This window comes from Nocardiopsis aegyptia (assembly GCF_013410755.1).
In the GTDB taxonomy this organism is placed as follows: domain Bacteria; phylum Actinomycetota; class Actinomycetes; order Streptosporangiales; family Streptosporangiaceae; genus Nocardiopsis; species Nocardiopsis aegyptia.
Genome location: NZ_JACCFS010000001.1, coordinates 3,926,877 through 3,951,459, shown reverse-complemented (window position 1 = coordinate 3,951,459; position 24,583 = coordinate 3,926,877). Strand labels below are relative to the sequence as shown.

17 protein-coding genes are annotated in these 24,583 nt (G+C 73.4%); 3 read left to right on the top strand and 14 right to left on the bottom strand.

What is annotated here, in order from left to right; translation table 11 throughout:
* Positions 1-21: 21 nt before the first annotated feature.
* Positions 22-1,005 carry a LacI family DNA-binding transcriptional regulator gene (locus tag HNR10_RS17760; RefSeq protein ID WP_179824978.1) on the bottom strand — a complete coding sequence of 328 codons (984 nt, stop codon included), beginning with the start codon at positions 1,003-1,005 and terminating at the stop codon, positions 22-24.
* A gap of 207 nt (positions 1,006-1,212) precedes the next feature.
* On the opposite strand from HNR10_RS17760, the gene HNR10_RS17755 reads away from it, so the two are divergent.
* Positions 1,213-1,602 (top strand): hypothetical protein, encoded by a 390-nt coding sequence (locus HNR10_RS17755; protein WP_179824976.1) that lies wholly within the window; start codon positions 1,213-1,215, stop codon positions 1,600-1,602.
* Positions 1,603-1,621: 19 nt separating this feature from the next.
* Positions 1,622-2,257 (top strand): hypothetical protein, encoded by a 636-nt coding sequence (locus HNR10_RS17750; RefSeq protein WP_179824974.1) that lies wholly within the window; start codon positions 1,622-1,624, stop codon positions 2,255-2,257.
* A gap of 58 nt (positions 2,258-2,315) precedes the next feature.
* Here the strand turns inward: HNR10_RS17750 and HNR10_RS17745 are convergent, their stop codons facing one another.
* The 6 genes from HNR10_RS17745 to HNR10_RS17720 form a co-directional block, all read right to left on the bottom strand.
* Positions 2,316-3,074 (bottom strand): alpha/beta hydrolase, encoded by a 759-nt coding sequence (locus tag HNR10_RS17745; protein ID WP_312889323.1) that lies wholly within the window; start codon positions 3,072-3,074, stop codon positions 2,316-2,318.
* A 227-nt stretch (positions 3,075-3,301) separates the two neighbouring features.
* A complete protein-coding gene (locus HNR10_RS17740) occupies positions 3,302-3,979 on the bottom strand; it encodes a class I SAM-dependent methyltransferase (protein ID WP_218897822.1) in 678 nt (225 codons plus the stop codon).
* 9 nt (positions 3,980-3,988) lie between these two features.
* Positions 3,989-4,360 carry an STAS domain-containing protein gene (locus tag HNR10_RS17735; RefSeq protein WP_179824972.1) on the bottom strand — a complete coding sequence of 124 codons (372 nt, stop codon included), beginning with the start codon at positions 4,358-4,360 and terminating at the stop codon, positions 3,989-3,991.
* 301 nt (positions 4,361-4,661) lie between these two features.
* Positions 4,662-5,723, bottom strand: a complete 1,062-nt coding sequence (gene meaB / locus HNR10_RS17730; RefSeq protein ID WP_312889322.1) for a methylmalonyl Co-A mutase-associated GTPase MeaB — start codon at positions 5,721-5,723, stop codon at positions 4,662-4,664.
* 4 nt (positions 5,724-5,727) lie between these two features.
* A complete protein-coding gene (scpA, locus tag HNR10_RS17725; protein WP_179824971.1) occupies positions 5,728-7,986 on the bottom strand; it encodes a methylmalonyl-CoA mutase in 2,259 nt (752 codons plus the stop codon).
* Positions 7,983-10,028 (bottom strand): methylmalonyl-CoA mutase family protein, encoded by a 2,046-nt coding sequence (locus HNR10_RS17720; RefSeq protein ID WP_179824970.1) that lies wholly within the window; start codon positions 10,026-10,028, stop codon positions 7,983-7,985. Before HNR10_RS17720 ends, scpA begins: the two co-directional genes overlap by 4 nt.
* 340 nt (positions 10,029-10,368) lie before the next feature.
* On the opposite strand from HNR10_RS17720, the gene HNR10_RS17715 reads away from it, so the two are divergent.
* Entirely contained in the window at positions 10,369-11,046 is a 678-nt protein-coding gene (locus HNR10_RS17715; protein ID WP_179824969.1) for a hypothetical protein, read from the top strand.
* 84 nt (positions 11,047-11,130) lie between these two features.
* Here the strand turns inward: HNR10_RS17715 and HNR10_RS17710 are convergent, their stop codons facing one another.
* The 7 genes from HNR10_RS17710 to HNR10_RS17680 form a co-directional block, all read right to left on the bottom strand.
* The gene (locus tag HNR10_RS17710) at positions 11,131-11,577 is read right to left on the bottom strand and encodes a spore-associated protein A (RefSeq protein ID WP_376769762.1); all 447 of its coding nucleotides are present in this window, start codon (positions 11,575-11,577) and stop codon (positions 11,131-11,133) included.
* 13 nt (positions 11,578-11,590) lie between these two features.
* Entirely contained in the window at positions 11,591-13,249 is a 1,659-nt protein-coding gene (locus HNR10_RS17705) for a serine/threonine-protein kinase (protein ID WP_179824967.1), read from the bottom strand.
* Between the two features lie 139 nt (positions 13,250-13,388).
* The gene (locus HNR10_RS17700) at positions 13,389-17,747 is read right to left on the bottom strand and encodes an FtsK/SpoIIIE domain-containing protein (RefSeq protein WP_312889321.1); all 4,359 of its coding nucleotides are present in this window, start codon (positions 17,745-17,747) and stop codon (positions 13,389-13,391) included.
* A 295-nt stretch (positions 17,748-18,042) separates the two neighbouring features.
* The gene (locus tag HNR10_RS17695; RefSeq protein ID WP_179824962.1) at positions 18,043-18,339 is read right to left on the bottom strand and encodes a WXG100 family type VII secretion target; all 297 of its coding nucleotides are present in this window, start codon (positions 18,337-18,339) and stop codon (positions 18,043-18,045) included.
* Positions 18,340-18,529: 190 nt separating this feature from the next.
* Positions 18,530-19,177 carry a hypothetical protein gene (locus tag HNR10_RS17690; protein WP_179824960.1) on the bottom strand — a complete coding sequence of 216 codons (648 nt, stop codon included), beginning with the start codon at positions 19,175-19,177 and terminating at the stop codon, positions 18,530-18,532.
* A gap of 45 nt (positions 19,178-19,222) precedes the next feature.
* Positions 19,223-19,552 carry a hypothetical protein gene (locus HNR10_RS17685; RefSeq protein ID WP_179824959.1) on the bottom strand — a complete coding sequence of 110 codons (330 nt, stop codon included), beginning with the start codon at positions 19,550-19,552 and terminating at the stop codon, positions 19,223-19,225.
* A gap of 31 nt (positions 19,553-19,583) precedes the next feature.
* On the bottom strand, positions 19,584-24,521 hold the full coding sequence (locus HNR10_RS17680; RefSeq protein ID WP_179824956.1) for a hypothetical protein: 4,938 nt from the start codon (positions 24,519-24,521) through the stop codon (positions 19,584-19,586).
* Positions 24,522-24,583: the final 62 nt, after the last annotated feature.

The window sequence follows — 24,583 nt, the reverse complement described above, 5'->3', positions numbered from 1 at the left end:
GTCGGGCCAGGGGGAATGAGGTCAGGTGCGCGGGGCGGTGCTGCCCGCGGGGGTGAGCCGGGGCTCCAGGAGGGTGACGCCGGGGCCGCCGAGACCGTCGATCTTGTCCATCAGCAGCTGCACGGCCCGGGCGCCGACCGCCTCGGCGGGCAGGTCGACCGAGGTGAGCGGCGGAACGACGGGGGCGGGCGGGCCGATGACGGCCACCGACAGCTCGGGCGGTGTGCGGCCCAGCTCCTGGAAGGCGTCCAGCAGCGGGGCGACCGAGGGTTCGTTGTGGACGATGAGGCCGGTGAGGTCGGGACGGTCGCGGACGAGCCCGGCGGCGACGTCCCGCGCGGTGTCGGGAGAGCAGGGGTGCAGGGTCGCGCGCACGCCGCGTTCGCGGGCGGCGGCCTCGTATCCGGCGACGGTGCGCTCGGCGAACCCGGTGCGCCGCTCGTAGACCGAGGGCGGCTGGCCCACGAAGGCGACGTCGGTGTGCCCGAGGTCGGCGAGGTGGTGCAGGCAGGCGGCACCCGCGGCGGCGAAGTCGAGGTCCACACAGGTCAGGCCCTCGACGTCCTCGGGGACACCGATGAGCACGGAGGGCAGGTCCAGCGAGCGCAGCACCGGCACGCGGGCGTCGTCGGCCTCCACGTCCATGACGATGACGCCGTCGCACATGGCGCTGCCCGCCACCCGGCGCAGCCCGTCGGGGCCCTCGCCCTGGGTCAGCAGCAGGACGTCGTGGTCGTGGGTGCGGGCGGAGGTGGTCACCGAGACGGCGAAGCGCATGGCGACCGGGACGTGCACGTCCTCGCGCAGGGGGATGACGAGGGCGATGACGTTGCTGCGGCGGCTGGCGAGGGAGCGCGCGCCCGCGTGCGGCTGGTAGCCGAGGGCGTCGATGCTCTCCCGGACGCGGCGCCGGGTCGTCTCGGAGATCGACCTCTTGCCGCTGAGGACATAGGACACCGTGCTCGGAGACACGCCCGCGTGCTTGGCCACGTCGGAGATCCGCACCGTGCCATCCCCTCCGTGATCGAATCGATTCGATGCGATGTTACGCACGACACCATGCTCGCGCAACGCCCCCTGGCCGTCCATTGGCCGCCAGTGGTCAGGGCATCGACCTGGTCAGGACGGGACGCTAGGGTCTGACGCGCACCCCTGCGGCCCGGGAGCGGACGGACCGGTCTCCGCCCGCCCCTCCTCCCCACCAGGAGTCTCATGCTCGAGAGCAGCGTCCACCTACCGTCCCTCATCGGCGCGATCCTCCTCGTGCTCGCCGGCATCGCCGCCCTGATCGGCGCGTTCGCCGCGCCGTCCGGGCGCAAGGGGCTGACCGCCGCCGCGGGCGGGCTGATCCTCGTCGCGTCGATCGTCTTCCTGTTCCTGACGGTCGCCTACTTCCGCCTGGAGGAGATCTTCGCGACCTTCTTCGACGGCCGGACCTCGTTCATCCTCCTCGACGTGATCGACTTCCTGTTCCTCGCGCTCTTCGACGCCGGGCTCGTCCTGCTCGTGTTCGCCGCCACCCGCCGCCTCGCCCGACCGCGGCCCGCCCACCCGCCGCACGCTCCCGTCGGGCCGTACCAGCCCGGCCCCGCCCAGCGCTGATCCCGACCCGGAGCCCATCATGATCTCGCTCGTCTTCTCCGTCCTGCTCTCGGGGATCGCCCTCATCGCCGTGGGCGCCATCGCGCTCGTCCGGGCCGGCGGAGCGCCCAGCGGCAAGGGTCTGATCCTCACCAGCGGCGCGCTGTTCGTCCTCCTCGGCCTGGCCTCGATCGGCTGGACCGTCTACCTGCGGTTCTTCGCCTTCCCCATGCTGGACCTCGACGCCGTGGCCCCGCCGGGCCTCATGCCGCCCTGGGTCGCCTCGACCTACACCCTCGTGACCCGGCTGGGCCTGCTGATCGCGATCGTCCTGCTGGTGTTCGGCGTGCTGAGCGCGCGCGGCAAGCAGGCCGCCGCTCAGGGCGCGCCGGTGCCCGGCGGCCCGCAGGGGTACGGCCCCCAGCCGGGCCGGGCACCGGGCCAGGCACCCTACGCGCAGCAGGGCGCCCCGCAGCAGCAGTACCCCGGTGCGCAGCAGCCCCAGCAGCCGCCGCAGGGCCACCCCACGGGACCGCAGAACCCCTATCAGCAGCCGCCCCAGCCTCCCAGTGGACCCCAGCAGCCGCCGCAGCAGCCGGGCCCGGGAGGCCGCCAGCGCCCGGAGCAGCCGCCGCAGGGCGGCCCCTCGGGTCCGCAGGAGCCGCCCCAGGGCTGACCACGTCCACGCCGCGCCGCACCGGAACCATCCCGGTGCGGCGCGTTCGCTACCTCCCCTAGTGCTGTTCCAGGAACGCGGTCACGGTCTCGGCCAGGGCGCTCCGAGCGGCACGGTCGTCGATCCGGGCGGTGCCATCACCGAACTGGTCGCCATAGGCCCCGAACTGGGCGTGGTTCATCCCGTCGATCTCCACCGTGACGGCGTCCTCGGGCAGGTGGCCCCGATTCGCGTCGATCGCCGCCGGATCGGACAGTCCGTCCTCGCTCCCGGACACGGAGAGCACCGCGAGGTCGTTCCGGTCGGCCAGCCCGGCGCCCCCGGTGGCGTAGGAGCCCCACAGGACCACCCCGGCCACGGGGAACGCCGGTTCGCCTCCGGCGTGGGCGGCGGCCATGGCCCCACCCAGCGAGTGACCGCCCAGGTACCAGCGCTCCACGCCCTCACCGTGGTCGGCCACGGCGGCGTCGGCGCGGTCCGGGTCCAGGACCGCCAGGTGCAGCGGCATCCGGGGGATCACGACGGTGGTCCCGGTGGCCTCGACGACGGGCACCCAGGAGGCCGCGTAGGCCTCGGCCTCCACACGGGCACCGGGATAGAACACCACCCCGGTGCCGGAGGCGGCGCCCTCGGGCTCCAGGACGACGACGTCGTCACTGATCTCGACCCGCACGCCCGGCATTGCTTCGGCCTCGGCCAGGGGTTCGTCCTCGGCCCGGTGCGGGGTCAGCACCCACACCGCGGCCCCGGAGGCGACGAGCACGCAGAGGGCGACGCCGACCGCGACGAGTATCCGGCGGCGGGAGGGGCGGCTCACCGGCCGGCCGCCGTTCCGGCGCCGGAGCCGTCGAAGTTCGGGTGCGGTGTCCCAGCGGTACCTCGTGAATTCAGCACGGATACCAAGATACTTCTCGTGGGAGCTTTCTGTCCGAGCACCCCCGGCACGTTTCCGCCTCCGTGTCCCGTGGGCGAGGAGGAGGTCGGGGACGGGTCGGGCGACCGGGCGCGCACCGGCCACCACCAGGCGAGACGTCAAGCCTGGGCTCAGGCGGGGCGGGTGTACACCAGCGAGTAGCGCCACATCAGCAGGCGGCGCACGCGGGAGCCGGGAAGGACGTCGGCTGCGGTCTCGCGGATCTCGCGCAGCCCCATCTCGGGGTCGCGCATCGGCATCGGCCTGGCGCTCTTCTCCCGCGCCCCGACGTCGGGCGTGCCCGTCAGGAACCGGCCGGCGCGCAGTCCGAGCCCGATCGCCCACTGCGGGCCCAGCGCGGCCAGGCTCGTGGCGAGGTCGGTCCAGTCCTGCTCCCTGTACAGGCCGAGCACGGCCAGAGTGCCGCCGGGCGCGAGGGCGCCCGCCAGGCGTTCCAGGGCAGGGGCGAAGGGCATGTGGTGCAGGCTCGCGATGGCGCTGACGAACCCGTACCCCGCCGGATCCAGCTCGGCCTCGGCCAGCGGTGCCGCCTGGTAGCGCACGGACAGACGCGTCGGCGTGCGCGCCCGGGCGAGCGCGATCATGTCGGCCGACGCGTCGACCGCGTCCACCACCAGTCCACGCTCCGCCAGTCTCCGGGCGAACCGACCCTCACCGCATCCGACGTCGAGGGCACGCCCCCGGTCGCGGTCGACGTGTGCGGGGATCTGGCGGAGGAGGTGGTCGTGGTAGTGGCCGTTGTGGTCCCAGGAGACGTCGATGGGACTCCGGGGAAGGAACCGGTTCATGCTCCCCGGCTATCCGGCCTGGCGCTTGGCCTCCAGCGCGTCCATCGCCGCGACGGCGGTGGCCACGGTCTGGTGGACCGGAACCTGTCGGTGCAGGCCGACCAGGCGGACGACCTTGGTGACGCGTTCGTTGAGCGCGGCCAACGCCAGCGAACCGTGCAGCTCACGCACGGTGCGGTAGGCGTTGATGACGACGTTCAGACCGCTCGAATCCATGAAGTCCAGTTCGGACAGGTCCAGGATCAACCACGGTCCGTGGTCCTCGATCGCGGACTGGATGTGTTCCTGGAGGTCGGCGGCGGTCGCGATGTCGAGTTCTCCCACGATCGCGACGATCACGCTGTGGCTTTCGACCCGCGTGCTCAGCCCAAGCCTGTGCACGTTCACTCCTCCCGGCCCCACGTTGTGATGGTGAGGGGTCCCTTCGGTTCACCATACGCAGACCGACGAACGGCGGCCACCGGTCCGGCAGCACTCCCACAGTGCCGGACCTTGAGGAGAAGGCTCGCGTTCGAGGGTCAGGTCAGTCGTTGGACACACACGGTATAAGCGAACCGCCCGGGAGGAAATGGCATCGCGAAAGAAAATTTCGCCTCGCAGGCACGAACCCCCTTCCGGCAGCCCGTTTTGTCCCCTTGACCGTGGGTCATTTCACGACATCACGCCCACCTCGCGCGCTCGGTCAACGGTCACCGTGACCATCACCGACGACACGGTCACCGATCGTGCGCTCCTCCCCCGTGTCGTCACCACGGGTGAAGGCGTCGAGGAGCCGGTCGGCCGCCAGGGTCGCCGTCGTCTCCCCCGAGCGCACGTCCTCCTCCAGGCCCGGCGTGAGCCGGCTCACGCGGGGATCGCGCAGGAAGGAGTCCATCAGCCGGTCGCGCACCTGGTCCCACATCCAGCTGACCCCCTGGCGCGCGCGCCGGTCGGCCAGCCCGCCGTCGTCCTCCAGGACCGCGCGGTGCTCGCCGACCGCGGCCCAGACCTCGTCCAGCCCGTCCCCGGTCAGCCCGCTGCAGGTGAGCACGGGCGGGCGCCACCGCGGATGCACCGGCTGGAGCAGCCGCAGCGCCCGGGACAGCTCCCGGGCCGCCTTGCGCGCGTCGTCGGCGTGCGGACCGTCGGCCTTGTTGACGGCCACCACGTCCACCAGCTCCAGCACGCCCTTCTTGATGCCCTGGAGCTGGTCACCGGTGCGCGCGAGGGTCAGGAACAGGAAGCAGTCGACCATCGCGGCGACCGTCACCTCGGACTGGCCCACGCCCACGGTCTCCACCAGCACCACGTCGAACCCGGCCGCCTCCATCAGCAGCATGGTCTCCCGGGTGGCCCTGGCGACCCCGCCCAGGGTGCCCGCCGTGGGCGAGGGGCGGATGAACGCGTTCGGGTCCACCGCCAGGCGCGCCATCCGGGTCTTGTCCCCCAGGATGCTCCCGCCGGTGCGGGTGGAGGACGGGTCCACCGCCAGCACCGCCACCCGGTGCCCGTCCCCGGTCAGGCGGCTGCCCAGGGCGTCGATGAACGTGGACTTGCCCACGCCCGGGACGCCCGTGATGCCGACCCGCCGCGCGTTCCCTGTGTGCGGCAGCAGCCGCACCAGCAGGTCCTGCGCGGCCCGCGCGTGGTCGGCCCGGCGGGACTCCACCAGGGTGATGGCCCGGGCCAGGGTGGGACGATGACCGGCCAGGACGCCCTCGGCCAGGGCGTCCACGTCCACCGGCCGCCCGCGTCGGGGGGTCACGCGCTCACTCCCCCTCCTGCGGCCCGTCTTCGGCCAAGCGCTCCTCCAGCTGGTCCAGCAGGCCGATCGCGGCCTCGGCGATCACCGTGCCGGGCGGGAAGATCGCCGACGCGCCCGCCCGCCGCAGCGCCTCGAAGTCGGCCGGGGGGATGACCCCGCCCACCACGATCATGATGTCGGCGCGGCCCAGCGCCGCCAGTTCCTCGCGCAACGACGGCACCAGGGTCAGGTGGCCCGCCGCCAGCGACGACACCCCGACCACGTGCACGTCGGACTCCACCGCCTGGGCGGCGACCTCGGCCGGGGTCTGGAACAGCGGGCCCACGTCCACGTCGAACCCGAGGTCGGCGAACGCGGTCGCGATCACCTTCTGGCCCCGGTCGTGCCCGTCCTGGCCCATCTTCGCGACCAGGATGCGCGGTCGCCGCCCCTCGGCCTCCGCGAAGTCGTCCACGCGGGCGATCACCCGGTCCATCATCCCCGCCGCGTCCGCGCTGCCGGCCACCTCGTCCTTGTACACGCCCTGAATCGTACGGACCTGGCCGGCGTGCCGGTCGAAGACCTTCTCCATCGCGTCGGAGATCTCCCCCACCGTCGCCTTGGCGCGCGCCGCGTCGACCGCCGCCGCCAGCAGGTTGTTGGTCAGGGACGCGTCGGCGGTCGACTCGCCCGCGGCCGCCGCCGACAGGGCGTCCAGCGCCGCCCGCACCCGCTCCTCGTCGCGCTCGGCGCGCAGCCGCGCCAGCTTCTCCAGCTGCTCGGCGCGCACCTTGGAGTTGTCGACCTTGAGCACGTCGATCTCGTCGTGGGTGTCGGGGCGGTACTTGTTCACCCCGATCACCGGCTGGCGGCCGGAGTCGATGCGCGCCTGGGTGCGCGCCGCGGCCTCCTCGATGCGCATCTTGGGCAGGCCTGCGTCGATCGCGGCGGCCATCCCGCCCGCCTTCTCGACCTCCTGGATGTGCGCCCATGCCTTGTCCGCCAGCTCCTCGGTGAGCCGCTCCACGTAGAAGCTGCCGCCCCACGGGTCGGCCACCCGGGTGGTCCCCGACTCCTGTTGCAGCAGCAGCTGGGTGTTGCGGGCGATGCGGGCGGAGAAGTCGGTGGGCAGCGCGAGCGCCTCGTCCAGGGCGTTGGTGTGCAGCGACTGGGTGTGGCCCTGGGTCGCGGCCATGGCCTCCACGCACGTGCGGGCCACGTTGTTGAACACGTCCTGGGCGGTGAGCGACCACCCCGAGGTCTGGGAGTGGGTGCGCAGGCTCAGCGACTTGTCCTTGCGCGCCCCCAGGTCCTTGACCAGGCGCGCCCACAGAAGCCGGGCCGCGCGCAGCTTGGCGACCTCCATGAAGAAGTTCATCCCGATCGCCCAGAAGAACGACAGGCGCGGCGCGAACACGTCCACGTCGAGCCCGGACCGCTGGCCGGCACGGATGTACTCGACCCCGTCGGCCAGGGTGTACGCCAGCTCCAGGTCGGCCGTGGCCCCGGCCTCCTGCATGTGGTAGCCGGAGATCGAGATGGAGTTGAACCGCGGCATCCGCTGCGAGGTGTAGGCGAAGATGTCGGAGATGATCCGCATCGACGGGCCCGGCGGATAGATGTAGGTGTTGCGGACCATGAACTCCTTGAGGATGTCGTTCTGGATGGTCCCCGACAGCTTCTCGGGGGGCACACCCTGTTCCTCGGCGGCGACGATGTACAGCGCCAGGACCGGCAGCACCGCGCCGTTCATGGTCATGGACACGCTCATCCGGTCCAACGGGATGCCGTCGAACAGTTGGCGCATGTCGTAGATGGAGTCGATGGCCACGCCGGCCATGCCGACGTCGCCCGCCACCCGGGGGTGGTCGGAGTCGTAGCCGCGGTGGGTGGCCAGGTCGAAGGCGACCGACAGGCCCTTCTGGCCCGCGGCGAGGTTGCGCCGGTAGAAGGCGTTGGACTCCTGGGCGGTGGAGAACCCGGCGTACTGGCGGATGGTCCAGGGCTGGTTGACGTACATGGTCGGGTAGGGGCCGCGCAGGTAGGGCGGCACGCCCGGCAGCCCGGTCACGAAGTCCAGGCCCTCGCGGTCGGCGGCGGTGTAGAGCGGCCGCACGCCGATGCCCTCGGGGGTCTCCCACTCCAGGGCGTCGACCGCCTTGCCGGTGTCCGCCTCCACGGCGGCCCGCCAGTCGGCCGCGGCGCTCGCGGCCCCCGCGGCGGCGGAGGGCTCGGGCGGGCACGCCTCCACGGTGGAGAAGTCGGGGATCCGGTCCTGGGTCATGAGCTCGCCCTCTCCACGAGTCCTGAAGAATCTGCGCCGGAGGCGTCCGTTGAGGGTGGTAGCCCGCCCCCCGTGGAACGCCCCCCTCGGGCGGTGGTGGGCGACGGGTGGGCCGGGTCGGTGAGCATCACGTCCGCCAGGTCGGTGAGCAGGGCGACGGCGTCGCACCCGCGGTGGGCGAAGGCGTCCACCCCGGCCTCCCGGTAGGCGTCGCGGGGCGCGCCGGCCAGCAGAACCCTGCGGGCCCCGGCCCCCTTGAGTGCGCGGGCCACGGCCTCGGCCCGGTCGGCGTAGACCGTGTCGGAGGAGCAGATCACCGCGATCCGGCTGCCCGAGGCCGCGAAGGCCTCGGCCACCGCCCCGGCCTCCTCCAGGGGCCCCGGCTCGTGCACGGCGATGCCCCCGGCGGCCAGCAGGTTGGCCGCGAACGAGGCCCGAGCGGTGTGCGCCGCCACCGGACCGAGGGTCGCCAGGAAGGCGGTCGGGCGGTGGCCGGTGTCGCCCGCCTGGGCGTCGGCCCGGTCGCGCAGCTCCTCGAAGTCCTGGGCGTAGTGCCGCACGGGGAACCCCGCGGAGGGCCGGTGCGCCGGATCGGCGGGCCGCACCAGCGGGATCTCGTCCAGGTGCGGGAACTCGCTCACCCCGGTCAGCGGGGCACGGCGGTGCGCCAGGTCCCGTCGGCGCCGTTCCCACACCGCGTCCACCCGCTCCGCGAGCAGCCCGGAACCGATCGCGTCGGCCGCGCCGCCGGCGCCCTCGACCTCCTGGAAGAAGGACCAGCCGGCCCGGTACAGGTCCCCGGTGAGCGACTCGACGTAGAAGGACCCGCCGGCCGGGTCGATGACCTGTGCCAGGTGCGACTCCTCCACCAGCAGGGACTGGGTGTTGCGGGCGATCCGGCGGGCGAAGTCGTCGGGCAGGCCCACGGCGGAGTCGAAGGGCGCGACGGTCACCGAGTCGGCGCCGGCCACCCCGGCGGCGAAGCACGCCACGGTGGTGCGCAGCATGTTCACGTGCGCGTCGCGGCGGGTCATCATCGCCGTGGAGGTGGCGGCGTGCAGGCGCATCGTGCGGTGCTCGGCCGCCACGCCGCAGGTCGCCAGCACCTGGTTCCACATGCCGCGCACGGCGCGCAGCTTGGCGATCACGGAGAACTGGTCGGCGTTGGCGGCCAGCCGGAACTCGATCCGGCGGGCGGCGTCGGCCAGGTCGAGCCCGGCCTCGTGCAGGGCCCGCAGGTAGGCGGTGCCGGCGGCGACGGCGAAGCCGATCTCCTGGGCCTCGGAGCCGCCCGCGTCGTGGACCAGCGTGCCGTCGGCGACCACGAGGCCGAGCCCGGGACGGTCGGCGGCGTGCTCGGCGGCGAAGCGGACCGCGTCGGCCACCCCGGGCCGCGCGCCGGCACGGGCGGCGGTGGTGAGGGGGTCCACACCCAGGTGGGAGATGATCCGCCCGTCGGGGACGCCGGCGTCGGCGTGCGCGGTGAGCAGGGCCCGGGCCGCCTCGGCGTAGTCCGGTCCGGCGTCCAGGACGACGGGGGCCAGGTCGAGGTGGACGTCGGTCAGGGCCTCGCCCAGCGCGGAGGCGGGCAGCCCGCGCACGGCCGCTCCGGCGGGCCGGGCCGGTGCTTCGGGAGTCGCGCCCACGGCGATCCACAGCGAGGACACGCCGTTCATCAGGTCGTCGTGCAGGCGGCGGCGCAGGGTGGCGGGGTCGGCGTCGGTGTGGCGCGCGCGGATGTCCCAGCCGTCGCGGGCGTGCCCGCCGGGCCGGTAGCCGCGCACGAAGGGGGCCTGGCCGGGCAGGCCCGGGTCGGCGCCGGGCGGGTCCGCGGTGTACAGGGGGGCGATGTCGAAGCCGTCGTAGGTGGGTGTGGCCAGGACCGCCTCGGGCGCGTCCGTGAGCCGTTCCTCGGCGACCCCGCTCTTGCGCAGCACGCCGGCCACGAGTCCGCGCCACTGTTCGTACGAGGCCTCGGGGAACCCCCCGGCCCAGTTGGGTCCGGCCGCGGCTCCGCCGGCCCCGCTCTCGGAAACGTCCATACTTCGAGATGGTAGAGAACGAGATTCGGCTCCGGGGCGGCGGGGTGTGGCGCTTCACTCCGCTCCACCGCCGTCTCCCGCTGTGTCCGGGGAAGCCGACCCGTGGGAACGGTTCCCGCCCCCGCCGTGTCGGGCCCGGTCCGGCCACCGCCGGATCACGCCGCGCTGGTCGGGAGGGACTCCCTCCGCCCAGCGCCCCACGAGGTGACCTGTGTCACATCCTACCCAGAGGCGCAACCGACCGGCCACTTCAGGACACTCACCATCCGCGAGCCACAGCCACTGGCCCGGTGCTCACCCCCGCTCACCCCGCACACTCAGCACTGAGGACGACATCCTGATGCAGAACCCCACCCGCAAGCGCCGTATCGCCCTCGGCCTGGCCGCCGCCGGCTCCGCTCTGGCCCTGACCGCCTGTTCGGGCGCGGAGGAACCCGCACCGACCGGGGCCGTGGACACCGCCGACCCCGTCGAGGAGACCACCGAGGCCGCGGCGGCCGACACCGGGGACTTCAACCAGGGCCCCATCCCCGCCGCCGCTCCCGAACTGGACACGTCCGGGCTTCCGCCCGAGCCCGCCTCCGACGCGCCCCTGGGCGACCGCATCGCGTGGGAGGCTCTGGAGCAGGTCGCGACGTTCGCCAAGGTCAACGACCCGGACGCCACCTACGAGTGCCCCGCGATCGCCGGCGAGGAGGGCGAGTCGGCCACTTGCACCGTGACCTTCCTCGGCGAGCAGTTCGAGTACACGATCACCATCGAGTCCTCCGGCATCCTCATCAACTACCAGGCCGAACTGCACGACGGGCCGCTCATCCGCGAGGTCGTCGAGGACGCCCTCCGCTACAGCGAGAACACCGAGTACGTGCTCTGCGACATGGACGCCGACCTGGTCCGCGGCGAGACCGACACCGACGCGCCCTTCACCTGCCAGTCCCTGGACGAGGCGAGCGGCACCGTCAGCGAGCACACCCTGAGCATCTCGATGTACGGAGCCTTCAGCTTCTACCCGGTCTGATCCGGGAACGCGAGCGGCTCCGCCCCGGCGGGGCCGCTCGCGCTTCCGGCGATCCGCGTTCGCGGGCGTTCCCGGTCGTCCGCCCTAGCCGCAGTTGGTGCCGGTGCGCACGATCCACTCGTTGCCGATCTGGCCGCCCCAGTCCACGCACGAGCCCGCCGCCGAGACGTAGACCGGCCCCGCGTACTGCGTGAAGTCGCCCTTGTCGGTCTGCCACGCCGTGCCGTCGCTGGTCTTGAGCGCCGCGTGCATGTTCATGCCGGCACCGGTGCTGTTGCGCACCACGACCACGCAGTTCTTCCCGGACGAGGAGTTGTAGGTGAGGAAGACGGTGCCGCCGCTGATCGCGGCGTCGTTGACCTTGGAGTACCCGCTGCCGCACTGCCCCCCGTAGGAGGCGGCGGACACCGGGTCCGGGTCGGCCACGACCACGAGGAGGGCCAGGCTCAGTGCCAGGCTCAGCACCGGGACGATCCTGGTCGAGGCCCGGTGCGCGGAGGTCCGGAGCATGTCAGTCCTGTTCGTGTTCATCGGTCGTCCGTCGTTACCAGGGGGTGGAGCCGGAGCCGGAGGCCCGGTGCTGCTCGACGAGGCGGGTGATGGTGACGGTGCCGTCCTCGTCGGTGGTGTAGGTGACCTCGGCCAGCACCGTGCGGTTGCCCGCGTTGGCGTAGCCCGTCAGGGCCTGCGGGCTGGAGGACACCGATCCGGCACTGCCGTCGCCGACCTGCCCGCTCTGGCTCCCCTGGCAGAAGCTCCACGCGCACAGCACGGTGGCTCCGTCCAGGACCGCGTAGCGGCCCGAGCCGCCCGAGGGCTGGAACGCCACCACGTGCTGGCCCGAGGGCCGCGCGCCACTGGCACTGACCCCGGCGCCGACCGTGGCCGTCGTGGTGGTCTCCTCGCCGCCCGAGCCGCCGTCGGAGTCCTCGTCCTCCCCGTCCTCCGAAGCCTCCTCCGAGGGGTCGTCGGAGGGGTCCTCGGACGGGGAGGCGTCCTCGGTGGGCTCCTGGCCGACCGGACCGGGCCGGCGCTGCTCGCCCGACCCGTCGCCGCCTGAGGCCTCGCCGCCCTCGCCCGCGGCCTCCTCGGTGGAGAACCAGGAGGCGATCGGCAGGGCGTCCCAGTTCCTGGCCAGCGCCACGCCGCCGAAACCCAGCCCGGCGATCAGCGCCAGGGCCGCCACACCCGCGCCGACCAGCGCCAGGACGCGCCCGGCACCGCGCTCCCCGCGGACCGCCGTGACGGCGACGTCGCGTTCGGGGGCGGACTGCACGCCCTGCCAGTTGTTGTCGACCAGGGCGCCCATGACGCCGCCCGCCGCCTCCGCCGAGGCCACCGGGGCGAAGGAGCGCCCGGGGTGGCTCGCGGCGACGACCCCGGAGACGATCTCCAGGGCGGTGGGCCGCTGGGCGCCCTCCTTGGCGAGCGCGCGCCGCGCCAGATCGGCCAGCGGCCCGGTGAAGCCGTCCATGTCGGCCTCGCCGCTGATCACCCGGTGGGCGATCGCTGCCGGGTCGCCGCTGCCGAAGGGCGGGCGGCCGGTGGCCGCGTAGGTGACGAGCGCGCCCCAGGCGAAGATGTCGTCGGAGGTGCTGGGCGGGGCCCCGCGGTAGTGGTCGGGACTGATCCAGCCGGGCGAGCCCAGGACCGAGCCGGTCCGGGTCAGCGCCGTCTGGTCCACGGCCCGCGCCACGCCGAAGTCCAGGACCCGCGGCCCGTCCGGCGACAGGACGATGTTGGCGGGCTTGAGGTCGCGGTGCGCGATGCCCGCCTCGTGGATCTGGGCGAGCGCCTCGGCCACGCCCGCGGCCAACCCGATCAGCAGCTGTTCGTCGAGGGCACCGAACTTGCGCATGTAGGCGCTGAGCGTCAGGCCGCGGATCAGCGGGGTGACCAGCCACGGCCGCTCGGCGTCGGTGTCCGCGTCGAGCAGGGGCACGGCGCACGCGCCGCCCACCGTCCGCAGCAGGTCGACCTCACGGGCGAAGCGGGCCCGGAACTCGGCGTCGGACGCGTACTCGGGGTGGATCAGCTTCACCGCGACCAGGTCGCCGCCCGCGTCCTGGGCGGCGTACACGACGCCCATGCCGCCCGAGCCCAGCCGCTTGATCGGCCGGTAGGGGCCGATGCGGGCGGGGTCGGTGGAGGTCAGGTCGGTGGCTGACGCCGGAAGTGTGACGGATGAGGGGTGTGGGTTCACTGCGAACAGATCCTGGTGAGCGACGGGCGGAAGAGCACCGGATGGGGGCAGGCGGTGGCGGGTGACGGGTGGGCATGGTGGGAGAAACCGTGACCAAGGGGGCCTCTGGATAGTAGCGCTTCGCCCGCCCGTGACCGGATCACGGCATCGGCACCCTCACCTGCCGCACACGGCCGTCGCCGAGATGCAGGTAGGCGGTCCCCTGCGTGAGCCGCGGACCGGCCACGCCCTTGGGCAGCCGCAGCCCCAGCACCTCGCCGTCGGCCTGCGACTGCGGGGACAGCAGGGCTCCGATCCGGTTCCGCTTGAGGTGGACGTGCCAACCGTTGAACCCGCCCTGGAGCGCCTCGTTCGTGCCCGCGGCGACGATCCCCCAGCCCTCGCCCACCATGCCCCGGGCGATACGGGTGAACTCCTTGCCCAGATCGCTCTGGAGCAGCAGTTCGGCGTCGTCGATCATCACCACGGCCGTCTCCGCCTCGAACCTGCCCAGCGCCTCGTGCAGCTGTGAGAGCCGGGGCTCGGCGGCGTCGACGACCGCGCGCACGCCCGGGTGCGAGCGCAGGGAGGTCAGGCGGGACCCGCGCGGGGTGACCAGCAGCAGCTCCGTGCCCGCCTCCAGCAGCGACATCGCCATCGTCGTGAGCATGCTGGACCGGCCGGACTGCGGTGGCCCGCTCACCAGGAAGGTGGGGACCCGCGACAGGTCGGCGTACACGGCGTCGAGCTCGTTGCCGCCCACACCCACGAGCGCGTGCAGCGGCCGCGGGCGCCCGGTGCGGTACCGGCCCATGTCCGCGTAGGCGAGCTGGTCCGGCAGCACGTCGACGCGGAAGGGCCGCGGCATGCCCTCGGGTTGCGGGCGCCGGGACACGAAGTCGGCGATGCGCCCGACCTCCGCGCCCTGGGCGGCGCCCTGGAGGTTCTTGGTCAGCAGCGCGATCTGCACCTCCAGGTGGTCGGACGCGCGGAAGGCCCGGCCGTCCGGGATCTCCTCGGGCAGCGAGCGCGCCTGGAGCCCCGCCGAGCTGTAGTCGCCGGGGTCGTTGCAGCGCAGGACCAGCAGGTCCTCCGTCGTGGAGGAGTACTTGGTGCGGGTCAGGATGCGGTCGCCGGTGGCGACCACGTGCACGCCCACGCCCGCGCCGTCGCGCATCAGGGTGGTGACGTCCTCCACGAGCGCGCCGTAGTTGTACTCGCCGAAGGCCTGCTCGAACGCGTCCACGCGGTCGATGAACAACACGATGTGGGCGGGCCGCTCGGCCGGGGCGACCTTGGCGCGCAGCTCCTCCAGGTCGGCGCAGCCGTGCGCCGCCAGCAGCTTCTGCCGCCGGTCCAGTTCCTCCCCGAGCAGTCCGAGCAGCCGCACGACCCGGTCGCCCTGGGTGCGCTGGGCCACCGCGCCGCAGTGCGGGAGCCGCTCCATCGGCAGCAGGGCGCCGTTCCCGCAGTCCAGCCCGTACATGTGCACGTCGCCGGGGTGGTGGCCCAGAGCCAGGGAGGCGGCGATGGTGCGCAGGGTCTGGGAGCGGCCGGTGCGGCCCGAACCCATCACGTGCAGGTGCCCGGTCTTGGCCAGATCGAAGGTGTACGGGTACTGGCGCTGCTGCGAGGGCACGTCGATCAGGCCCACGGGCACGGGCCGGACGCGGCCGGGCTCGACCGCCGGGGGCCGGCCGCCCAGGAGCTCGGACAGGGTCAGCCCGGTGGGCAGCGCCTCCAGCCACGGGCTGGGCTGGCGGCGCGCGCCGACCCGCTCGGTCGCTTCCCTGATCGCCTCCACGAGCGCCGTGAGGTCGGTGACCTCCACGTCGCCGCCCTCCTGCTGGCCGGCGGCGGCGGTCGGCGCGGGCAGGGCCAGGTCCGACCACTTCACCGCGTGGGCGACGGGGTCGGAGGCGTCGGCGGCCGCGACGATCCGGCGGCCGCCCACCCGGCCGGACTGGAAGGGCAGCAGGGACGCGTGGCCGAGCCGGGCGTAGGCGCGGCCCGGGGTGTCGATCGCGATGTGCGCGGACTCGGCGGCGTCGATGACGTCGCGGCTCTCGCTCTCGTCGGTCATCCGCAGCGCGATGCGCAGGTTCGTGTTGGCCCGGATGTCGTTGGTGACCACGCCGCCGGGGCGCTGGGTGGCCAGGACCAGGTGGATGCCCAGGGAGCGGCCCCGCTGGGCGATGTTGACCAGGCCCTTGACGAAGTCCGGCAGCTCGCGCGCCATGGACGCGAACTCGTCGATGACCAGCATGAGCCGCGGCATCTGCGGCATCCGCGGGTCGCGGTCCAGGAGTTCGAGGTAGTCCTCGATGTCCTTGGCGCCCGCCTTGGCGAGGATGTGCTCGCGGCGGTGCAGCTCGGCGCCGAGGGAGACCAGGGCGCGCCCGACCAGGTGGGTGTCCAGGTCGGTGACCATGCCGACGGTGTGCGGCAGCGCGACGCAGTCCTTGAACGCGCTGCCGCCCTTGTAGTCGATGAGGACGAAGGACATCGACTCGGGCCGGTTGACCGCCGCGAGCGAGGCCACGAGGGTCTGCAGGAGCTCGGACTTGCCGGAACCGGTGGTGCCCGCGATGAGCGCGTGCGGGCCGTCGCGGCGGATGTCGACGGAGAACGCGCCGTCCAGGCCGACGCCGAGCGTGGCGACCGTGCTGCGTCCGCCGCCGGCCCAGTGCGCGGCGATGGCCTCACCGTTGGGCGGTTCGAGGCCGATGACGTCGAGCAGGCGGGAGCTGCGCGGCAGGTTGCCGCCGCTGTCGCCCACGCTGCTGTCCCGGACCGGGGCCAGGGCCCGGCCCAGCCGGTCGGCCCACGCGGCGGAGGGGACGTCGGCGCGCACGTCCTCGACGTTGTCGAAGCTGGTGCGGCGCAGGCGCATGCCGTGCGGGGTGATGCTCACGACCGCCTGGCACTCCTCCGGCAGCAGCCGTTCCTCGGCGTCCAGGCACAGGACGTAGATTCCCGCCTCGGGACCCTCGCGCAGCAGCTGGACGACACCGGGCAGGGAGCGGATGCGGCGGGCGCCGTCCAGCACGACCACGATCGCCGGTTCGGCGCTCGCGTCGTTGCGGGCCCTGGTGCGGCTCTCCAGGATCATCAGGAGTTCGGAGATGCGGCGGGCGCACGTGGTGGCGTCGATCCCGATCCGGCCGAGCGAGAGCTGGGGCAGGTCGCCGCGCAGGTGCGGCACGTACCGGGTCCAGCGCCAGCGGTTGTGGTCGCCCTCCATGGACAGGAGGTAGAGCTGCAGCTCGGCGGGGCTGTGCAGGGTGACGAGCTGGGCGACCAGCCAGCGCTCCAGGGCCTGGGCGCCCTCGCCGCGGCCGGCCACGCCCACGACCCCGTTGTCCTTGACCGAGACGCTGACCGGCACGTCGCGCATGTCCCAGGTGACCTCCCTGCGGTGGTCGTCCTTCTCCGGGTCGGTGAGGACGACCTGCGAGGGGATGCTGCCGGTGCCCACGCGCAGCTGGGTGAAGTCCTCGTCGATCTGGCGTCGCTCCCACAGCCGGGAGCGCGGTCCGGTGGCCAGCAGCAGGACGGCGGCGGGGTCGGGGCAGGTGTCGCGCAGCCGCCGCTGTTCGGCGACGAGGGCGTCGCGCGCGTCCCTGGTGACCCGTTCGGTCTTCTCCTCGAACTCCTGGAGCTGCTTCTCGTAGCGCGCCTTGGAGGTGCGGCGCTGCATCAGCTGCATGAACAGCACGGAGACGGGGGCGAGCAGGCCGATGAGGAGCATCTGCGGCCGGTTCATGATGAGCGCGCCGCCGACCGCCATCGTGATCGGCATGAGGATCATCATGATGAGCTGGGCGATCGGCCGGTCCGGCTGCTCGGGCCGGTTGGGCAGCTTGAACTTGGTCTTGGTCGGTGCCGGGTGCAGGCGCGGCGGCCGGTTGTAGTCCAGACCGGTGCCGTCCTCGGAGGGCACGACGGAGGCGTCGGGGCGGTGGTTGGGCCACACCTCGAAGAGGGTGCCGCCGAGGGTGAGCTGCTCACCCTGCGGCCAGGCGGTGTCCGGGGCGACGGTGTCGCCCTCCAGCGACGCGCCGTCGCCGCTGCTGGTGGACAGGATGGTGGCGCTGCCGTCGGGGGCGACGCGGACGCGCGCCCAGTAGCCGTCGGCGTCGACGACGAGCACCGCGCTCTCGTGGTCGCCGACCAGGTAGTCGCCGGGGTCGAGCCGGGCCACGCGTCCGGCGTCGGCGCCGGAGACGACGCGGACCTCGGCCACGCCGGGCGGCTCGTCCTTGACCTCGGCGGGTCCGCCGACCCCGATGACCGCCCCGTCCAGGATGCCGGCGTCGGCCAGGGAGGTGGCCGGGTCGATGCGCTGGTCGCCGACGTAGAGCGGGACGCTCCGGCCGTCGGTGCGCGGCAGGGTCCGGACCATGGGGTCGACGACGTCCGCGAGCTGCCGCACCGTCGCGCTGGGGTCGGCGTCGACGAGCATGTCCAGGCGCAGGGGCGAGGAGGCGACGGGACCGGAGCCGTCCGGGGCGTTCACGGCCGGACCGGTGGCTGGGGTCGCTGTGAAGAGGAGGCGCACGGTGGGGACTGCTTCCGGTTCGTCAGGGATCGAGGCGGGAGAGCACCGCGGCCGGTACGGCGCGGGGCGGGGGCGGGGGGGCGGCGCGGGGCGGGACGGACCCGGGCGGTCACGCCGCGGACACCGCCGCGGTCCGCGGCCACCCGCGGGCCCCGTCACGGGCCGGGGCCCGCGGGGTCCCGTGCGCCCCCACGGGCGCACCGCCGGAGTCGGAGCCGCACCCCGCCGGGTGCGGGTGTCCGCCGAGCACCGCCTAGCCCTTGAGGCCCTCGCCGAGCTTCTCGTCGGTCTCGCCGAACGTGGTGCCGACCTGCTTGATGTACTTGGCGATGCCGTCGAGGCCGTTGTTCACGTCCTCGAAACCGCTGTTGAAGTCCTCGAAGAACGGCCGGAAGTGCTTCTCGGCGGCGGGGGTGCTGTAGCCGTCGGAGATGAGGGCGTCGACCTTGTTCTTGATGCCTTGCAGCCGCTCGGTGAACTCGTTGAACTCCTGCGTGAGGGAGCCCGAGGTCTCCTCGGTCTTGTCGCTGTCGACGTTGTAGGCGGGCATGTGTCTCTCCTCATGTGTCCGTAGGGTGGACCGGGCGGGGCCGGGCCGACCGTCCTGGCCGGCGGTCTCCGCCGGAGGGGGCGGGGTCCGGGGCCGAGGGCCGACCCGGCCATCCATTGTGGTGGATACGTCCGGTGGTGTGGTGGTTCGCTCCTGGTGCCACAGTGTTTACCACTGATCACCGTTCGGGTCAGTGCCCGGGGACGACCTCGCGCTCCCAGAAGCGCGCGGTCCCGGTGATGGCGTCGAAGAGGTCCAGGACCTCCGCCGCCTCCCGCGAGTTGGGGCTGGTGCAGCTGACCAGGATCCGCTTGTTCAGGTCGGCGTACTCGAAGGCCGTGTGCATGACCACCGACCGGATGACGGCCTCGTCGGTGTCGTAGTCGGTGACGCCGTAGATGCGCCCGCACCGGCCCAGCCCCTGCTCGGTGAGGTCGACGGCGGTCTTGCGCAGCCAGGTGCCCTCGCGGGCGGTGGCCGAGTCCGGGTGGATGTACTCGACCAGGCGGAGGGGATCGAGGGTCTGCTCCCCCTTGCCGGCCGGGAACGCGAACACGCAGACGGTCGCCATGAAGAAGCCGTCGTCGTACTCCTCAAAGGCTCCGGCGGCCGAGAGCATGCCCGCCCCGGTGGCGTCGCTGGTGACGTTGGCGATGTCGGTGAACAGATCGTTGAGCGCCTCGGTCTCCTCGGGACGGTTGCCGTGCCGTTCCAGGGCCTGGGCCCGCAGACCGGCCAGCGCGTCACCGGACAGGTCGTACTCCATCCAGGTCTCGGGGATGTCGATGTCGAACATGATGTCCGTCCGCGGGACATCCTCTTCGAACAGGTACGGCATGCGTTGGTCCTCCTCCTCGGGCCGCGGCGCTGGTCGGGCCGGGCGTCAGACGGGCTGGTCGCGCCGGGCGGGCGGCGCGCACGCCTTGTCGTCGGTCAGGCTCCTGCCCAGCTCGTCATCGGTCTCCTGGAAGGACTCGATGACGGGGGTGAGGGCCTTGAGCAGGGCGTTCAGGTCCTCGGACTGGCGCTCGTAGTTCTTCTTGCAGTCCTTGCCGTAGTCCTTGGCCTTGTCCACGAGGTTGCCGGGGCCGATGTCCTCGGCCCGTTCCTCGGGACTCTCGACGTCCTCGTTGGCGAAGGAGTTGACGATGCGCACCAGCGAGTTCTGCATCTCGATCACGGCGTCCATGTCGATCCTGACGCACCTGGCCATCAGCCGCTCCCCCCATCGGAGTCGTACCGCATCAATCCCTGCCTCCGTGTAGTCCGTCGAGCTCCCGGCGGAGCCGGTCCCGTTCCTCCTCCGCGCCCTCCAGGAAGCGGTCGAGGGTCCGGCGCTGCTCCGGTGACATCCCGTCGCGCCTGCCCTGGAGCTCCGCGGACATGTCGTCGGAGAGCATCGCGTCCAGGACCTTGATCTCACGTCGGATGTCCTGCGCGCGCCCCTGCTCCGCCTCGGCCTCGTCGGCGGCCTCCATCTCCTCCCAGACGTCCTCGGGGCCCTCCGGGCCCGACGGGTGGTACTCCTCCATGTACGCGTCCCTGAGGTTGTTGCGGGACGCCTGGTGGGCGAACTCCAGGGGGAACCCGGCGACGTCGCCGCCGACGCCCTCGTCGGGCAGGCCCGGCGTTCCGCCGTACCGGCTCTCCGACGCGCCCTTGGGTACCGCCGTAGCGAGTTGCATGGCGGCCTGCGACCAGTACTTCGGGTCGCTGAGGAACTCCGGGTTGAGGCCGTTCACCGGGTCGACCCACAGGTCCGCCCAGACCCGGAACATGTCGGCCCCGAGCCCGGTGACCAGGTTGAGGGCGTTCTTGGCGACCTCGAACGGGATCCCCTCCAGGGCCACCCGCCGGCTGTTCAGCAACGAGCGGGCGGGAGGCTCGTCCCCGCCTCCGGGCCGACCGCCGTCCCCGGGTGCGGGAGAGCCGTCCGGGTCCGGCCGCACGGGGACGTCGGCGTCGGCGTCGTCTCGGCGAGGAGCGTCGTCGTCCGCACGTGGAGCACCGCCCTCGCCGTCCTGGCGCGGAGGCGTCGACCCGTCGTCCGTGCGCGGGGCCCCGGAGCCATCGCTCCGGTGCGGGATGTCCACGCGCTGGCGCGACCCGTCCGGAGCGCTGACCCGGACGTGGTCGTCCGTGATGCGCAGTTCGGGCCGACCGTCTCCGCCCTGGACCCGGACACCGGACCGGCCGTCGCGCATGGTGTTGCCACGGCCGTCGGTGACCTCGGTCCGGCCGGAGGGCGCGCGTTCGCCGACGACGTCGCCGGAGCGGAACGCGACATGGTCGGTGTCCCTGAACGGGCGGGTCAGGGGGTTCGGATCACGCGACACGTCGATCTCGTACCCCGGGCGCGTCCGGCCGTGCATGGAGTCGCCGTCAGCGCTCACGCGCCAGCCGGGCGGCACTCGGCCCGCGTCCCCGGCCTGCTCTCCCGGGCGGTACACGGGGCGGCCGCTGTCCGGATCGGACCCTCTCATGCTCGTGTGTCCGGAACCGGCCTCGATGGTGCGATCCCCGTTGCGCACGGCGCGCGCACCGCCGTCGCGGTGCGGGACGTCGGCCTGGACCTCGTTGCCGCTGGTCCGGACGGTCACCCCGTCACCGGTCTCGACCCGTCCGCCGCGACCGTCCTGGCCCGCGTAGGTGCCGTGGGGCTCCGTCGCGCTCCCGGTCCGCCCCTCTCCCAGACCGGAGGAGGGTCCGGCCGTGACATCCGTCCTGGTCGACCCGTCACTGACGTAGGTGTCGCCGCTGGTGGTGCCCGCCCGGACACCGCCGGGGCCGTACGCCTGCACGCGCGAGGGCGTGTCCACCCCCTGGCCTGCCCGCGCGGACACGACACTGTGGTCGCCGCTGCGCATCTCCGTGGAGCCGTCCGGCCGGCGGCTGATCTCCAGCGCGTCGCCCCGGCCGTCCGCGGGTGTGCGGACGGAGACCTCTCCGTCGGCCCCCGTGGTCACGGTCCACCCCTGGGAGGTCTCGACCCGCAAGGCCGGGGCCGGGTACCCCGAGGGACCCGGTGTGGAACCCGGGGTGAGCGTCACCCGCGTCCCGTCGGTCACCACGGAGGGCTGCCCGGTCGCCGGGTCCGGACGCAGCGGCGGGTAGGGGCCCATGGGGCGGCCCTCGGTGTCGTAGACGCGCGTCATGCCGTCGTCGCCGCGGACCTGGACCGTGACGACACCGTTCTCCGCGGCGATGCGCACGTCCGTGCCGTTGTCGGTCCGGACCTGTCCGGGTGTGGTGCTGGTGCCGGCGATGGTGACGTTGCCCTGGGCGTCCTGGGTGGCCCGAGGTGTGAGTGTGGCGTTGTCGGTCCCGATCTCGGCGCTGCCGTCCCCGCGGACGAGGGCGCTGGACCCGGCGCCGCGCGCCTGGCCGACCCCGTCGCGCGACTGCCACAGGTCGATGCCCCTGGAGTCGTCGGCCACGCGGACGGAACCGGGCGAGGCCTCGACCCGCGTGGTACCGGAGTCCACGGACGCGGTGTCGGTGGCGCGGTCATAGGAGTGCGCGGTCCCGTCCGGGGTGTCGACGCGGTAGCCGTCGACGCCGATCTGCGTCGTCCTGCCGGTCGCGGGGTCCGCGACCCGGGTTCGGGGCGTCGAGGACGACGAACCGTCCGGCGCGGGCCTGGAGATCTCCGGTCCCTGGCCGTCGAAGCGCAGGTCGACGGGACCGTCGCCGGTGTGGTTGATCCTGGTCCGGCCCGCGTCGTCCACACGGGTGACGTACAGGCCGTCGTCGGTGCGGATGGTGGGGCCGTCGTCGGTGTGGAGAGTGGGGCGGCGGGGGCCGGCGGGGGAGGTGCCGTCGGCGCCGTCGGAGGACCCCGGAAGGGTCCGGGACACCGTGACGCCGCCGTCCCGGGTGGGCACGGTGACCTCGTTGTCCCGGTACGAGGCGCCGGGTCGGCCGCCCGGGCCGGTCAGATCGACCGAACCCTCGCCGTGGAGGCCGGTCGTGGCCGACGCACCGTCCGGGGCGGTCACGCCGAATCCGTCGGCGGTACGGCGCACGGTGGAGCCGTCGACGTCCACGCCGTCGCCGCTCACGTCCATGCTGAAGTCACGGACACCCTCCCCGTTGCCGGGGTAGCGGAAGTTGACCGTCCGCCCGCCGTCCGGGCCGTGTGAGGTCGTGTACTCCCCGTCCGTGCCGAACCGCCGCGGCGCGCCATGTCCGTCACCCGCGTCCGGGGCGGGAGTACCGGTGTCCGGACCACGGGAGGGGTCGGCGGTGTCCGGTGCGCCTCCTGTCCCGGGGTCGGCGGCGCCGTCGACGGGCCCGTGGGCGACCGCGTCGGCGGCCGGGGACCCCTGCTGGTCCGGGTTCGAGGCCGGTTCGGGGTCCCGGTTCCGGCCGCGGGCGGAGTCGGCCGTGTCCGGGTTCGTGGTCCGGGGGGACCCGTCCGCGTCGAGGTCTCCCGGCTGGTTCGACGGCCGTTGGCCGGCACGGTGGATGTCTCCCGCTCCCCCGGAGGCCGCCACGGGCGCGGGCTCCTCGCGGGTGGGACCGTCCCCGTCACCGCGCGGTCCGCCCGTCTCGCCCGGACCGGGGGTGTCACCCGCGTGTGAGGCGTCGCCCGTAGCGGGGGCGTCCGCGGTATCGGGAGTGGTCGGGGCCTGTGGGGCTTCACCGATCCCCGCCGGGGTCGAGGCATCGCCGGAGTCAGGCGCCGGGGCCGGGGTTCCCGAGGGCGCCCCGTTCGGATCCGGGCCCGCGGACACGGTCGGGGAGCCGCCCGTACCGGGGGCGTCGCTGCCGTCCGGGCCGACACCGGCGGGAGTCGGGCCGCTGTCCGGAGCCGGGGCACCGCCCGTCGCGTCCACCGAGTCGGGTGCGCCCAACGGGTCCGGTGCGCCACCACCGGGAGTCGGTCCCCCGTCAGGAGTCGGTCCCCCGTCAGGAGTCGGTCCCCCGTCAGGAGTCGGGCCGCCGTCCGCGGCCGGACCGCCATCCGCACCCGGGCCGCCGTCCGCGGCCGGACCGCCTCCATCGGACACGTTCACCGGATCGGGCGAGCCGCCGCCGGGATCCGCCACCGGGGTGGGCCCGGCCTTGACGGCGCTGACGGTGGCACCCGCGACGCTGGTGGCGAAGGCGGTCGCGATCTCGTGACCCCAGCCGTCCCCGCCGAATTCACTGAGACTCTTCCCGTCGACGATCATCTGCGTGCTGACGGAGGCGGCGAAGCTCGCCGAAGTGTCCCGGCCCACGCTGTAGGCGATGTTCCCGGTCCGAGTGCTGGTCACGGCGTTGCGTGCGCGGTTGACCCGCCCCGCCGCGCTGGTGACCGTGCGGGCGGCACCCGAGTTGCGGACCGCTGTGGCCGCGCTCGTCACCCGGCTGCCCACACGTCCCGGCACCCGCGTGGCGGCGGCACCCACGGCCCGGCTCGCCGCACGGCCGCCCCTGAGCAGCGCGCCGCCGGGGATCAGCGACACGGCGTCCATGCCCAGCGTGAAGACCGACTCCTTGTTGAAGCCGAGCTTGCCCTCCCGGTGCAGGGTGGCCGCGCTGATCGAGAGCGCCGCCAGCGCCAGGGCGATGCCCAGGCCGGGGATGAAGATGGCCGCGAGTCCCACGACGACCATGGCCACCGCGTAGATGAGCGGGTTCTCCTCCACCCACGTGACGACCGCGTCCAGCCAGCCCCACAGCTCGTTCGGGTTGCCCTGCTTCGCCTCGTCCAGGGCGTTCTTGCACTCCTCGGCCGCGACGTTCATGTCGCTCAGGACCGAGTCGAGCCTGCGGATGTGCGCTTCGCGGACGGGGTCGTCGCCGTCGACCTTCTCCTTCCAGGCCTCGGTGTCCTCCAGCGCGAGGTAGGCGTCCGACGCCTGCCTGGCGACGACCGCGCTGTCGCGCCTGGCCTGCTCCAGCGCCACCATCCACTTGTCCAAGGCCTTGTAGCCGCCCTCGTAGGCGTCCTGGGCCTTGTCCAGGTGCTTGGGCAGCTCGTTGACGAGCTCCTTGAGCGCGGAGACGGTGTCGCCCTCGCCGAGCTTGTCGCCCTCCAGTCGCCGCATGTCGGTGGCCGCCTGCTCGGCGGCGTCCGACAGCTTCTCGTAGAAGGTCTTCAGCGAGCGCACATCGCTGACGGACCACGGGACAGGGTCCTCGCCACGGTCGAGGAGGTCCCACCTGAGGTAGTCACGCGGTTGCTTCGCCACGTCCCGATGTGCTCGCTTTCCAAGTCCCGGATCGGCGTCGGTCCGACGGCACACCGAGGGTG